11 protein-coding genes are annotated in these 12,700 nt (G+C 62.4%); 9 read left to right on the top strand and 2 right to left on the bottom strand.

The window, feature by feature from the left end; translation table 11 throughout:
• The first annotated feature begins 74 nt into the window (after positions 1-74).
• The 3 genes from ACI3K3_RS09335 to ACI3K3_RS09325 all read left to right on the top strand — a co-directional run bounded on the left by ACI3K3_RS09335 (position 75) and on the right by ACI3K3_RS09325 (position 2,609).
• Positions 75-1,085 (top strand): DUF2493 domain-containing protein, encoded by a 1,011-nt coding sequence (locus ACI3K3_RS09335; RefSeq protein ID WP_404913313.1) that lies wholly within the window; start codon positions 75-77, stop codon positions 1,083-1,085.
• A 13-nt stretch (positions 1,086-1,098) separates the two neighbouring features.
• Entirely contained in the window at positions 1,099-1,317 is a 219-nt protein-coding gene (locus ACI3K3_RS09330; protein ID WP_404913312.1) for a DUF6117 family protein, read from the top strand.
• Positions 1,318-1,628: 311 nt separating this feature from the next.
• On the top strand, positions 1,629-2,609 hold the full coding sequence (locus ACI3K3_RS09325) for a DUF2493 domain-containing protein (RefSeq protein WP_404913311.1): 981 nt from the start codon (positions 1,629-1,631) through the stop codon (positions 2,607-2,609).
• A 92-nt stretch (positions 2,610-2,701) separates the two neighbouring features.
• Here ACI3K3_RS09325 and ACI3K3_RS09320 read toward each other — a convergent pair whose 3' ends face one another.
• A complete protein-coding gene (locus ACI3K3_RS09320; protein WP_404913310.1) occupies positions 2,702-3,052 on the bottom strand; it encodes a hypothetical protein in 351 nt (116 codons plus the stop codon).
• A gap of 458 nt (positions 3,053-3,510) precedes the next feature.
• Here ACI3K3_RS09320 and ACI3K3_RS09315 point away from each other — a divergent pair, with 458 nt between their 5' ends.
• Genes ACI3K3_RS09315 through mobF form a run of 3 tightly spaced genes read left to right on the top strand, consistent with a single transcriptional unit; the run spans position 3,511 to position 8,785 of the window.
• A complete protein-coding gene (locus ACI3K3_RS09315; RefSeq protein ID WP_404913309.1) occupies positions 3,511-3,813 on the top strand; it encodes a hypothetical protein in 303 nt (100 codons plus the stop codon).
• On the top strand, positions 3,810-5,834 hold the full coding sequence (locus tag ACI3K3_RS09310; RefSeq protein WP_404913308.1) for a type IV secretion system DNA-binding domain-containing protein: 2,025 nt from the start codon (positions 3,810-3,812) through the stop codon (positions 5,832-5,834). The genes ACI3K3_RS09315 and ACI3K3_RS09310 overlap by 4 nt, the downstream gene beginning before the upstream one ends.
• Positions 5,831-8,785 (top strand): MobF family relaxase, encoded by a 2,955-nt coding sequence (gene mobF / locus ACI3K3_RS09305; protein ID WP_404913307.1) that lies wholly within the window; start codon positions 5,831-5,833, stop codon positions 8,783-8,785. Before ACI3K3_RS09310 ends, mobF begins: the two co-directional genes overlap by 4 nt.
• Positions 8,786-9,465: 680 nt before the next feature.
• On the opposite strand, the gene ACI3K3_RS09300 is transcribed toward mobF, so the two are convergent.
• A complete protein-coding gene (locus ACI3K3_RS09300; protein ID WP_404913306.1) occupies positions 9,466-10,380 on the bottom strand; it encodes an NAD(P)/FAD-dependent oxidoreductase in 915 nt (304 codons plus the stop codon).
• Between the two features lie 115 nt (positions 10,381-10,495).
• Between ACI3K3_RS09300 and ACI3K3_RS09295 the strand changes: the two genes are divergently transcribed.
• From ACI3K3_RS09295 to ACI3K3_RS09285, 3 genes are all read left to right on the top strand, one after another.
• Positions 10,496-10,684: a DUF3606 domain-containing protein gene (locus ACI3K3_RS09295; RefSeq protein WP_404913305.1), complete on the top strand. Its 189-nt coding sequence runs from the start codon at positions 10,496-10,498 to the stop codon at positions 10,682-10,684.
• Between the two features lie 5 nt (positions 10,685-10,689).
• Complete coding sequence (locus ACI3K3_RS09290) at positions 10,690-10,914, top strand: hypothetical protein (protein WP_404913304.1); 225 nt, start codon at positions 10,690-10,692, stop codon at positions 10,912-10,914.
• A 323-nt stretch (positions 10,915-11,237) separates the two neighbouring features.
• On the top strand, positions 11,238-12,680 hold the full coding sequence (locus ACI3K3_RS09285; RefSeq protein ID WP_404913303.1) for an ATPase domain-containing protein: 1,443 nt from the start codon (positions 11,238-11,240) through the stop codon (positions 12,678-12,680).
• Positions 12,681-12,700 lie beyond the last annotated feature (20 nt).

Here is a 12,700-nt window from a genome sequence, read left to right as displayed (position 1 = left end):
ACCCGTTCGCAGCCGGGGGGCGCACTTTATGCGTCCCCCGGTTTTCCCCTCCTACCAACTGCGGGAGACACGCGATGTCCCGTTCTTCGTCCATCGATCGCTTCGCCGATCTCAAGACCCTCTATGCCGAAATGACTGCTACACCCGAGTTTCGCGCGGCTTTTGGAGATCCCATGCCGCTCTCGATCGCGGAGCCCGGGGATGACCCTGCCGAGCACGAGATGCCCGAGCCGCTGGCCGCGCAGGCCGACTGTGGCGGTATCATCGCGACCATCTTCGATCTCTTCACCGGAACCCGTCTCGAGCCGCTTGCAGCGGACCTTGCATGGGGCTTCGTCAATTCCTTCCACTTCGTTGCCAGCAAGCTTGAGCGGCGCGAGGACGCGCTGGCGGACGAGATTGGCGAAATGGCCCGGTCCCCTGACATGAGCGAAGTCTTCACCGGTCAGCTTGAAGAGAAGCAACTCCTTTGCCGGTCGATGGCCGAGCAGCGTGAGGCGCTCGAATGCATGCGCGATTATGCGGCCGAGACTTACCGCGCGCTGTCGGGATGGCCCTGGTCCCCCGCGCGCGGAAGCAGAGTGTCACCAGCCTCATCGGCCAGCCAGATCGCGGCGCAGGACTTCCTTCGCCAGCGTGCGCTGATCGCGCGAGAGAAGCATATGCCGCAAGGCCCCATCGTGGTCTTTTCCGGCCCGGCGCAGTGGCATGACTGGGAGCCGATCTGGGACCGGCTCGACCAGATCCGCACCCGCATCCCGTCGATGACGCTGGTGACGACGGGGCAGCGCAAGGGTGCAGATGCGATAGCGGCTGCATGGGCGGCAAGGCCGGAAGTTGGCGTGCCGCTGGTAGCCTACGGGCTCTACGGTTCGGGGCGCAAGGTCGCCTTCACCCGCAACCGCAAGCTTGTCGAGCTGCAACCGGTCGAGGCGGTGCTGTGCGAAGGTTCGGGTCTCCAGGCCAATCTCTATCAGCTTCTCAGGAAAGCCGGGATTCCAATCCATGCCTTTCGCAAGAGTGGGCAGGCGGCCGATCCGGTTCCACCGGGAATGCACAGGCCGCGCCTGCGCGTCGTAGCCTGAGGGAGGACAAGCCATGGCAATACCCCGCACCTTCCGGCGCAACTTCGACACACTGAAACGTGCCGCGCGCGACGGTCATCTCGCGCTTCTTGAGTGTACCTGCGCGGTGACCGGTGAGCGGCGCTACGTCATCTGCGCGGTGGGGCACGATGAGAAAGGGTTCGTCTTTACGCCCTTCGGCCACCTCCATGAGGGTAATCCCTTCGAGTCCTACGTCCCACCGGCTTCGTGAATGAAAAGGCGCGCCCGCTTTCAAAAGAAAGTGGGCGCGTTGTTCTATGAAGGACAGTTGTGCCCTGCCGAATTGGCCCTCAGGGGGCATTGAGCCCCCTTCGGGCCAGCTCTCCCATCTCTCTCAGGATCTTCAAGCGTGGCACGGGATCGCGGCGGCCTCAAGGACGATGGGGCCCCACCATTTTGCTTCGCAAAATCGTTGCCCCCATCGCCGCTGGCGCGGTCACGGGGCTGAAGCCCCGCGATCCTTGACCCCGCCGCTCGGAGCCCGTGCCGATGAAGGGACCTCTTCAAGACAAGGAGGTTTCGATGACAAAGGCTTCAAGGATTTCCCGCAGCTTCACCGAGATTGCCGACCTGCTCGCCGAAGATACGACCGAACCGGCCGACAGCTTCGCAGCAGCTTTTGCCGAAGGCGCATGCGAAGTGCGGCTTGCCGCGAGCGATGAATGCGTCAACACCGAGATGCCCGACGGCCGGGAGGTGCAGCTGGCGATCGAGATGATGGCGACGACGCTCTTCGATGTTCTGCGCGATACCCGCCTCGAGCGTCTCGGCGAGCGCATCGCATGGGGCGTCGTGCACAGCTTCCACAAGGTCGCGAGTAGCCTCGAAGGCGAGGCGGACCACGCAGCGCGCAAGCTCCGCGATCTCGTACGCGAAAACGACGGCAGCGAGATTGCTACGGCGGAGATCGAGGAGGTGCAGACGCTCTGTCATGGTCTCGACGAGGCGGTGGAGGCGGTAGCCTGCATGCGCGACCACGCAGCGCAGATGTTCCATGCCGAGACCGGCCATCCGTGGTCGGCGCCGCGCGCCACGCTCACTTCGGGCAAGCGCACGGCCTCGGTGATTGCGGCTGCCGATTTCCTCGCCGCGCGGCGGCAGCGGCGCATCGAGGCGCAGGCGCCGAGCGGACCGATCGTGCTCTTCTCAGGCGGGCAGATCTGGGAAGACCATGCCCGGATCTGGGGCGAACTCGAAGCGATCCGCACCCGTATTCCGGCGATGATCCTCGCCACGACCGCACAGGACAAGGGCTGCGATGCGATAGCGGCGGCATGGGCGGCCCGCTCGGGGATCAGGCTGGTGGCGTTCACGCTCGACCGGCGCCTGGGCAAGCGCGCGGGCTTTGCGCGCAACGAGGCGATGATGCGGCTTCATCCCGTTGAAGCGGTGGTCTGCGAAGGCTCGGGGCTCCAGTCGCACCTTGCAAGGCTGGTGCGGGACGGCGGGGTGCCTGCGCATTTCATAGCGGCGGATGCAGCAAGGACCCGGCATCGGGGGTGAAAAGGCGATGAGGTGGAGCCGGCGAGGGCGGGGGCCTTCGCCGGCTCCATTTTTTTGCGAGAGGTGGGAGATCGCCGGGCTCAGGGACCCGGCTAGAGGCCGGGTCCGTCGCCCGCCGATGCGGCGCCCTGGTCGGGTGCCGGCCTCCTGCGCGCGGCTCCGCCGTGCTCGTCGCTGGGACGCCGTTCCGGCGCAGTTGGGGCTTTGGGGGGGACCGGCTGAAGCGGCTTGAGTGCGGTGAGTGTTGCGCTGCCGCCAAGCCGAATGGCGTGGCCGACGATCTCGCGGAACTCACGCTCCGAGAGGCGTTCGACGGCGAGCTCGCCGCAGATCGCGCCGTAGCCGGATCGAAGGGTACGGCGCACGGCTTCCGCTTCATCGGCGAGCCTCTTCTGGTCGCTCTCGATCTTGGCGAGGCGCTCGCGTTCGGACATCTTAGGCATTAATAGACTCCTCATGGAGGAGGCCTGCCCGCCGCAGTGATCTTCCCCAAATCGCGCCTGGCGCGCAAGGCAGGATTTGCTGCGGGCCTGCGGCCCGCGAAGAACAAGAGGTCCCCTCCCGGGGAGCCCCGCGCCTTCCGGCACGAGGCAGCGCAGCGGGCAGGCCGCTGCGTAGCAGCGACGCACGCCGCGAGGGCGTCTGTAATGCACCGTACGCACGGGTGCTGCGATGCGAATCGCGAGCTTTTCTGCGGGGTCGGACCGTCTCGATCCGTCCGCCGCGAGGTCACAGAACGTCGGATATGTCGGACACCGCCGCAGCTTGCCCGGCGCAAGTCCTTGATCGCCATTGGCACCGAACGTCGCAGATGTCGGACGTTTCAAATCCTTGAGAACTCCGTGGTTTCCTGCTATCGATGGTAGGCTTCACCACGTGCCGGCGCAGCATGGAACTGCGCATGGCAAGGATTACCATCCGTCTCGGCGACGACCTGTTCGAGCGCGTGCTCGATCAGGCAGTGACGCTCGGCACCACTCCCTCGGGTTATATTCGCGATGTTCTCGAGCGTTTCGAGGGCAACGATCCCGCCGGCTATCATGCCCGTTTCGACGAACTCCACGCGACTGCGATCCAGACCCTGGCGATCCTCGCCAAGTCGGTCGGTGTCCGCGCGCCCGCCATCCTGGAAGAAGGACTAGGCGAAGCGCGGCGGCTCCTGCGAGAACGGGGGCTGCTCGATCCCGAGCAGGACCGCCCGTGAGTATCTTCCGGCACGACACCCTCGGTTCCTGGACCCGGGGCGGGCAGGCCATCGTCCACAACCTTCGCATGACGACACAGGTCTTTTACCAGACTTGCCTCGCTGGCCTCGTCGTCTGGATCGGCGGCGTCGTCTGGTACGCGCTCGAACGCTCCAGCGAGTACGAGCGCTACGTCATGACCATGATGGGACAGGCTCTCCTCCTGGGAGATACGGTTCCCGGAAACCAGACCCCCATGCTGTTCCGCTCCGAGCGCGGAATGGAATACTGGACGACACCTGCGGCTTTGATGGATGCGGAGGTAGCCCGTGAGACGCTTCGCGCAGTTGAAGGTTACCTCCTGCACGGCGCGGCGCTTTCGGGCGCTTTTGCCCTCACCATGCTGCTTTGGGCCTGGTTCTACTTCACCCGGACGGGGAGGGGGCTCGGCTCCAACCAGTTCCTGCGCGGGGCCCGCTTCGGCACCGTCCGGCAAGTCCGCCGGGCGCTTTGGGCGCAGGCGCAAGGCAGCTTCGAGATCGGCGGCGTCCGGGTACCGGATGCCTTCGAGCCAGAGCACATCCTCATCTGCGGGGCTCCCGGAACGGGCAAGACGAACATCATCGTCAAGATGCTCGCGGGGATTCGGACAGCAGGGCGCCGGGCGATCGTCTACGACACCGCCGGCACTTTCGTGGAGAAGTTCTATCGGCCCGGGATCGATGTGCTGCTCAACCCGCTGGATGTACGCTCCGACCGCTGGTCGCCCTGGACCGATGTCCCCCGCGACTATCATTACGACCAGATCGCGGAATCCACGATCCCGGACAAGTCCGGCGATCCGTTTTGGGCCAAGGCCGCGCGCGGTACCCTGGTGGCAGTCATGCGCAAGCTTGCACGGCAGGAGCGCACGCTCGTCTCGATCCTCCTCGACACACTGCTGCGATCCAAGCTGAAGGATCTGGCCGCCTTCGCCGCCGGTACCGACGCGGCCGCTTTTATCTCGACAGAAGGTGAGCGGACGTCGGCCGGCATCCAGGCCGAACTCGCCTCGGTGCTGCGCAGCTTTTCCTACCTAGACGATACCGCAGACGGGCTTTCGATCCGCGATTGGGTGGCCAACGAAAGGGACGACAGCTGGCTCTTCATCACCGTGAAGGCTGACCAGTTGCCCTCGCTTCGCCCCCTGATCACGGTCTGGCTCGATATCGCGATCAGCGCAATCATGAGCCTGTCGCCGGATCGCAATCGCAGGCTCTACTGCGTGATCGACGAACTGCCCTCACTTCACAAGCTTCCCTCGCTCTCGGACTTTCTCGCGCGTGCCAGGAAGTACGGCGGCTGCGGTGTGCTCGGTTTCCAGAGCTACCCGCAGCTGGAGGCTACTTACGGCACTCAGGATGCGGCGGCAATCACCGGCTATTGCTCGACCTGGGTCGCGCTCCGGGCCAATGACACACCGACCGCGAAGCACGTCAGCGAGAACCTCGGACAGGTCGAACAGGTCGAAGCCAACGAGGGCATGTCGTACGGCGTGAACGATATGCGGGACGGCGTGAACCTCTCGCGCATGCAGGTAACCCGGCCGTTGGTCATGCATACTGAGGTAACAAACCTTCCGAACCTGGCGGGCTACTTACGCTTCGGCCGTGATCTCCCGGTCGTGCGGTTCGAGGACAGCTTCCACAAGGTCGCTTCCATCGCGGTTGCCTTCGAGGAGAAGCTCGATGCACCCGTCTGTCTTGCCGTTCGGGAGGAACCGTACCCATCGGAGCCGCAACAGCCGCAACCGGAAGCCAGCGCTAAACGAAGGCCTGCAAAGCGGCGTACCCATCCGAAATCGGATTCTGCCGCGTCTCCGATGCTTCCGCTGGAGGCCGAACGTGGGCCTGTGACGCCCGGGCAGCAGAATGGAGAACTCGAGACCGAGCCGGCGGCGAGCGAGCCGGAACCGCTTACCCTTCTCGGCAAGCCGGCCGACTTTCGGCTCCATCAGCATGGTCGCCGCGTTGGCGCGCGCGATACCGCGAGGCCGGCATGATCCACCCTCGGCGCCTGAAGGGCACACCGAAAAACCTTGCGCGGTACTACACCGTCGGGGACTACTACACGAAGGGGGAGGGTGAGCGCTCGGAGTGGGGCGGCCTGATCGCAAGGGAACTGCGTCTCTCCGGCAAAGTCGACCCTGCGACGCTCCGCGATCTGCTTGAAGGTAAGATTGGCGAGGTGCGACTGGGCCGCCGGCGAAGCGATGGCACGATCGAGCACCACCCTGGCTGGGACTTTGCCGTCAACGCCCCGAAGTCCGTGTCGATCATGGCTCTGGTGATGGGCGATGAGCGCATCGCCGCCGCACATGAGGCGGCAGTCACCACGGCGCTGGCTTACCTTGAGGAGTACGCGACACTTCGCCGCCGTTCAGAGGGCGAAATAGCCCACGAGACGACGGGCCGGCTCGTCTACGCCCGCTTCACAGAGCATGCATCGCGCGAACTCGACCCCCACCTTCATACCCATGTCGTCATCATGAATATGACCAACAGGGCGCCGAGCAGCCCGATGGCAAGCCTTGAAACCAGGGCCATGTACGCCGAACAGAAGGTCGCGGGACAGGTCTATCGAAACCAGCTTGCGCACCGGATCCGGGAGCTTGGTTATGAGGTCGATTTCGATCCGCGCCGTGGACTGTTCGAGATCCGCGACGTTCCCCAGGATCTCTTACGCGAAATGTCCCAGCGCGCAGAGCAGATCGACGCCCATGCCAAGGAGCATGGCCTGGAAGGCCAGGCGGCGCGGCGAAAATCCTTCTATGAAACGAGGGGCCCCAAGGCGCGCGCCACGCTTCAGGATCTGCGCGAGCGCTGGGCTGCTCAGGTGGGACAGCATCGCGCAGCGCTTGAAGGGGTCCAGGAAACCGCCTCGGAAAGAGGCAATCGCTCAATCGGGCCAACCCCGGCCTTAGCGGCGCGCGCGATGCTGTTTGGTATGCGACATTCGGAAGGGCGCGAGGCCGTGAATAACCTCGGACAACTCCTTCGTGCAGGACTGGCTTCCCATCTCGGCGAAGTTCGGCTGTCCGATATTCGTCCGCTCGCCGAGGATCACGAGGCAAGGCGCAAGCTGCTGGAGGCGCGGCAGTCTACCGGCGACCTGGTCCTGACCCGGGGGCGGACCACGCGGCGAACCGCCCGCCTCGAACTTGCTCTCTCCGATCATCTGGCCCTTTCGCTGAATGACGCCGCCCCGCTCGCCACCGAGGCTCGCCTGCGCGAGGCAAGCGAAAAGCATGGTCTGATCCCGGCGCAGGCGACAGGGTTGCTGCACCTTGGAACTAGCCCTGACCGGCTGGTCGGCGTGCACGGTGTCGCCGGTGCGGGCAAGTCGACCCTGGTGGGCGCTTTGCATGACGCCAGCGATGAGCGTTTCACGATGATCGCTCTGGCACCAACCTCCTCAGCTGCGGCGGAACTCGGCAAGCGGGCAGGCATCGAGAGCCGGACGGTTGCCAGCCTTCTCGCGCGTGGAGGAAGGGGGCTCGACGAGAACTCCGTCCTTATCCTCGATGAGGCAGGACAGCTCGGTAACCGGCAAGCCGTCCGCTTGCTTCAACTCAGCAGGCTCTCAGGAGCCCGCCTCATCCTGCTTGGCGACAATCGCCAAACCGGTGCGATCGAACAGGGGAAGCCGTTTTGGTTGATGCAGCAACTCGGTCTCTCTCGGGTGGATCTGATGGTGTCGGTTCGTCAGGAAACCAGGGCGATGAAAGCGGCCGTCGCGCTGGCCCGGGCCGGCGATTATGCGAGCTCACTCGACAATCTCGACAAGGTCTTCACTGCGGAGAAGCCGGAAGAGCTAGCCGGCGGACTCGTGGGCGAATGGACGCGATTGAAGCCAGAAACGCGCAGTACGACGAACATTCTCGTATTGGACAATGCCACGCGCCTCATCGTGAACTCGAAGGTGCGGGAGGCGCTCAGGACAGAGGGCGCCATCGGGGCGGAGGACGTGCGATTGTCCGTCCTGACGCCGGCAGGGTTGTCTGATGCCGAGAAGCGCTATGCCCGGTTCTACTCCCAAGGACAGGTTCTCACGTTTTCAAGTGACATTGCCCGCCTCGGGATCGCCCGGGACGGGGAGTATCGGGTCGTTCGGATGGTGGCAGATGATAGAGAACGTCAGGTGCTGGAACTTGCCGATGAGAACGGACGCATCCTCCGATGGAACCCGGGGCTGGACAAACCGCAGCGGTTAAATGCCTTCAACGAGGAAGATCGGAAACTGACGCAAGGGGATCGCATCCAGTGGCGGCTGGTGAGTCATGATCTCGATGTCAAAAATGCCGAGCGCGGGACCGTTGAGGTACTCGAGGGCACCCGCGCGACGATACGCTGGGACACTGATAGACGGCGCCAGTCAATCGATCTGGCCGCCCACAAGACCTGGGACCACGGCTATGCAGAAACGATCTACGCCGCCCAGTCAAAGACTTACGACCGGGTGTACGTCTTGGCGCCGCTTGGATCGCCGCTGGTAAATGGGCAGAACTACTACACCGCCATCACTCGCGCCCGCTTTGGCGTAAAGCTCTGGACCCAGGACAAGGAAAAGCTAGCGAAATTTTTGTCACGCCGGTCGGGCGAAAAGACCTCTGCTCTGGAGGGGCTTGGTCGCATCGCAAAAGATAACGTCAAGGGAAGGGCGCTTCGCCATTCCGAGAGGTGGGATCGCCTGCGTGAGGAGCAGTGGACCGTGCGGACTCAGCGCAGGGAGCGACTGGCCGCGCTGCGTGAAACTCGCCAGCGTGGCCAGCCCAAGGGGCTCGCTGCAGACCTTGCAGAACGGGGCCGGTCGGCGGCGAAAACTCTCGACGCATGGTTGCAGTCCCTTTTTTCCTCGGACCGTTCCGATCGCGGCGAAGCCAAAAACGTACCTGAGCACGAAAATTTGCCCAGGCAAGGCGCACACGAAAATGGAGAGAACCGTGACCGGTAGGCAACTAAGGCTCACAGCCGGTTTCACCTTGATGATCATGAGCGTGGTTTCGACCGAGATTAAAGCGCGTCCCGCTTTGAACGAGCAACACGAAGCCGCTATCGGGGAATGCATCCGTCACGCAGCGTCCGGCCGGGCTTGGTTGGAGCGAACCCTTTGGGGCCTTAGGGATCAGGAAGCCGGATGGATTGGGGCCGAGGTGCCCAACACCAACGGTACTCATGATCTGGGCCCATTGCAGATTAATAGCTGGTGGATACCCCGGCTGTCAGTACTTATCGGCCGCCCTCCAGAAGTCGTCCGGGCTTGGCTCATTCGTGACGCGTGCTTCAACATCCAGGTGGCTCGCTGGATCTTTCTTACCGAGCTGCGCTCCAATCGAAACTATTGGAAAGCGATTGGCGCCTTCCACAGTCCCACCGTTTGGAGACAGCGTAACTATGCTCTTGCCGTGTCGCGCAAAGTTACGGCGCGCTTCCGGGGAGATTGACTGGAATTAGAACGTTTTCATGTTGCCCCTGAGGGCGCGCGAAAAGTGGCGCGATGGACGAGAAAGCGTAGGGATCAGCTCGCCACCAAGGTCAGGAACCTACCGCAATCCTGATTGCAGAGACATCTGCGCCGGCGCGGCCGGCCAGGCCCGGCAATTCGTAAGTGGCAGCGACCGTTGTAACGGTGGGCTAGCGAAATAAAATGCCCCGCCCTGCAATATCATTGCGGATCGTGACAGCGGCGACCCCGGCCTCGCCCATCGCATGGCTGATCTGGTCGAGACCTTTGGCAACATCTCCCGCCGCGTAAAGGCCAGGAATGGAAGTGCGTTGATGATCGTCCACGACGAGGCACCCATCGTGGGTGCCTTCCGCCCCGATCGCCGTCGCAAGTTCGGATCGGATAACCGAGCCCAGCGCTGGGTAGACGCTATCAAATTCAAGTTCGCCGAGCGGCGTCGGTACAACCACTTGGTCATTTTCGGTCCGGAGCGGTGCGCAGGGGCCATCGACCAGGACTACACCTGCCACAGCGAGCCGAAGCTTTTCATCATCTGAGAGGTCGTGGTCCCCTTCGGTAGCGATCAGCGTCACATTGCGGGTATACATCCGAAGGAAGATTGCTTCATTGAAACCATGGGAACGGGTGCCCAAAACACCAACCCGCTTATCGGTAACCTCGTAGCCGTCACATATAGGGCAGTACCGAAGCAGCCCGCGGCGCAACGCTGCATCGTGGATGTCCGGTGCGATCTGAGGCCGATTGTTGACTACGCCGGTGCAGAGGAGGACAGTGCGCGCCGACCATTCACGGCCCGGTGCACGAGCAATAAAACCCTCTTCGGTCTTCTCCAGTCCCTCGATCAAACCTTCGGTCACGACCGCTCCAAAATCGGCAGCCTGATCTCGCATCAACCCAAGAAGTTCGGTGCCAGCTATCCCGCCTGGGTATCCGGCGTGATTGTGCGTACGCGGGATCATGGCCGCTCTGCTATGCCCTGCATCAACAATTGCGATTGAGAAGTGAAAGCGCGCAAGATAAATGGCGGCCGTCAGGCCTGCGGGCCCTGCGCCGATCACAAGACAGTCGAGGGGCTGTTTCATTGGATGCGCAAACGGCGACGGGGCATGTCGGTTCCCTGCTCAAGACAACCTTACTGGAACTCAAGGCTCTGGGACGGGTTGCAAAACAGGCAGTCGCGAAGAAAGGAAGTGCAACATGGCAGATGATACATCTCAGCGCGCAGGTGCCGACCGCCGCACTGTGGCCGGCGGCGAGGACTATGAAGTCGATTACTTCGCTCGAAAGCATGGCCTAACTGTCAAGCAGGCCCAGAATCTCATCGACAGATTTGGCAATGATCGCGCGACGCTGGACGCTGAGGCAGAAAAACTAAGCAAGGTATGAGCGGAATGGGGGCGGCCAACGGTGACCTCAGTTTCATGGCAGATTTCAATGGAATCACTCGCAGTCGCGAGCTTGCGCCCATCGCCGTTCCTTTGACATGGGGTGAACTGCACGATCTCGACGCGCCTTCTCGCTGGCATATCGGTGACGGCGCCGAAATGCTGAAGCGCGCGACATCAAAGAACGTCGCCTACTGGGGACGTGCCGACCAGGTATTGCCGGATCTGTAGCCTGGCAAAGGCCGAGCTTAATGTAAAAAAAAAGGTCGGCAAAGCCGGCCTTGCAGTTTGGGAGAGGATGCCTGAAGGGCAAAGCCATGCTGCATCTGCGAACACTTTTGTGCAAGCGCGAAATTAAGGGGTGGGTCGGCCGCGCCGCAGGCTCAAAAACCTGCCAGACAGCCGCGGGGCGGCTTCCAAAGACAAATGAGAACGATCTGCTGGCAAGGTGAGGGCAAAAAAGTCGCGCGCCTACCTGACGGTGGCTTCACGGGCTGCTATCAACACGACCGTGACCGGGCCTCTTGGCCATTACACGCTGATGAGGTTAATTCGTGACGCAGACCCTTCCTCGCTTTCCGACCGGGATCCCTGGCCTAGACACCGTTTTCGGCGGCGGATTCGTCGAGGGGGCCTCCTACATCGTGCAAGGTCAGCCCGGCGCCGGCAAGACGATCCTGGGCAATCAGATTGCCTTCGCGACGGCAGCTACCGGCAAGAAGGTGCTCTACGTCACGCTGCTTGCGGAAACGCATGATCGGCTATTCCAATCGCTTTCGACGCTGAGCTTCTTTCAAAAAGACCGGCTCGGTAGCAACATCGTCTATGTCAGTGTTTTCCAGACCCTCACCAAGGAGGGGCTCGGCGCCGTTGTTGATTTGCTGCGCAAGGAAACCAAGCGCCAAAACGCTTCGCTAATCGTATTCGATGGCCTGCTAAACGCCCGTGACCGCGCCGAGACGGACCTCGACGTGAAAACGTTCGTGGCTGAGGTCCAAAGCCAGGCTGCGTTTGTGGGTTGTACCGTCCTGTTCCTGACCAGCGCCGGGATCCATGACGATAGCCCGGAGCACACAATGGTGGACGGTGTGCTCGAGCTTCATGAAGAACTTGTAGGTGTCCGCACCGTACGCCGGCTCCGCGCCCGTAAGTCGCGGGGCAGCGCGGCCCTGGGCGGGTATCATCAATATGAGATCGGTGATGACGGGATTTCTGTCTTCCCACGGATTGAGGCCGCGTTTCATACCCCGTCTGCAACCGATAATCCGGACCCCAAGCCCTTACGCTCGGGGATCCAAGGCTTCGACGAAATCACCGGTGGCGGACTACCACAAGGGTCGATCACGTTGCTCATCGGGCCTTCTGGATGCGGCAAGACGTCGTTTGGCCTCAATTTTCTCTCGGCTTCCTCGGCAGGGGAACCCGGCCTGCATTTCGGCTTTTACGAATCTCCGGAACGTCTGTTGCTCAAAGCCAACGCCCTAGGCCTTGACCTCAAGGGAAATGTCGAAAGGGAAGAGGTCGATATCTTGTGGCAGCCCTTGACGGAAAACCTCATCGACAAGATGGCTTACCGCCTTCTCGATGCTGTTTCGGCCCGGGGAGTAAAGCGGCTGTTCCTCGACTCCTTTGGCGGATTCGAACGCGCGGCTGTCCACCGGCCTCGTTTGGTCGAATTCTTTGCGGCCCTGACGAACGAATTGCGGGCCATGGGTGTTACGACGGTTGGCACGTGGGAATTGCGTGACCTCTTCGCGTCCGAGGTTGCAGCGCCGGGTCCGGAGATCTCCAGCCTGCTCGATAATCTCATTATGATGCGCCAAGTTGAAATCCGGGCCGAGTACAAACGTGTATTGTCCGTCCTGAAAATCCGAGACCAGTCCTATCAGGCCGCTCCCCAGGAAGTCTACATCGACGGGCATGGGCTCGCGATCCGGGGACAGTTTGAACAGGCTGCCGGGATTTCGACCGGGTTGGCCAAGCCGCTTGAATCATGACAGCGGTCATGGACAAAATC

Origin of the sequence: Novosphingobium sp. ZW T3_23 (assembly GCF_044987305.1) — a bacterium.
GTDB lineage: Bacteria > Pseudomonadota > Alphaproteobacteria > Sphingomonadales > Sphingomonadaceae > Novosphingobium.
The sequence above is the reverse complement of the archived record's forward strand: the minus strand, read 5'-3'. Positions and strand labels throughout refer to the sequence as shown.

Excerpts from the sequence above, each read along its gene's own strand:
- ACI3K3_RS09315 (WP_404913309.1), top strand. The coding sequence starts at position 3,511 with ATGGCAAGGATTACCATCCGTCTCGGCGACGACCTGTTCGAGCGCGTG.
- ACI3K3_RS09335 (WP_404913313.1), top strand. The coding sequence starts at position 75 with ATGTCCCGTTCTTCGTCCATCGATCGCTTCGCCGATCTCAAGACCCTC.
- mobF (WP_404913307.1), top strand. The coding sequence starts at position 5,831 with ATGATCCACCCTCGGCGCCTGAAGGGCACACCGAAAAACCTTGCGCGG.
- ACI3K3_RS09330 (WP_404913312.1), top strand. The coding sequence starts at position 1,099 with ATGGCAATACCCCGCACCTTCCGGCGCAACTTCGACACACTGAAACGT.
- ACI3K3_RS09300 (WP_404913306.1), bottom strand. The coding sequence starts at position 10,380 with ATGAAACAGCCCCTCGACTGTCTTGTGATCGGCGCAGGGCCCGCAGGC.
- ACI3K3_RS09325 (WP_404913311.1), top strand. The coding sequence starts at position 1,629 with ATGACAAAGGCTTCAAGGATTTCCCGCAGCTTCACCGAGATTGCCGAC.
- ACI3K3_RS09295 (WP_404913305.1), top strand. The coding sequence starts at position 10,496 with ATGGCAGATGATACATCTCAGCGCGCAGGTGCCGACCGCCGCACTGTG.
- ACI3K3_RS09320 (WP_404913310.1), bottom strand. The coding sequence starts at position 3,052 with ATGCCTAAGATGTCCGAACGCGAGCGCCTCGCCAAGATCGAGAGCGAC.
- ACI3K3_RS09290 (WP_404913304.1), top strand. The coding sequence starts at position 10,690 with ATGGGGGCGGCCAACGGTGACCTCAGTTTCATGGCAGATTTCAATGGA.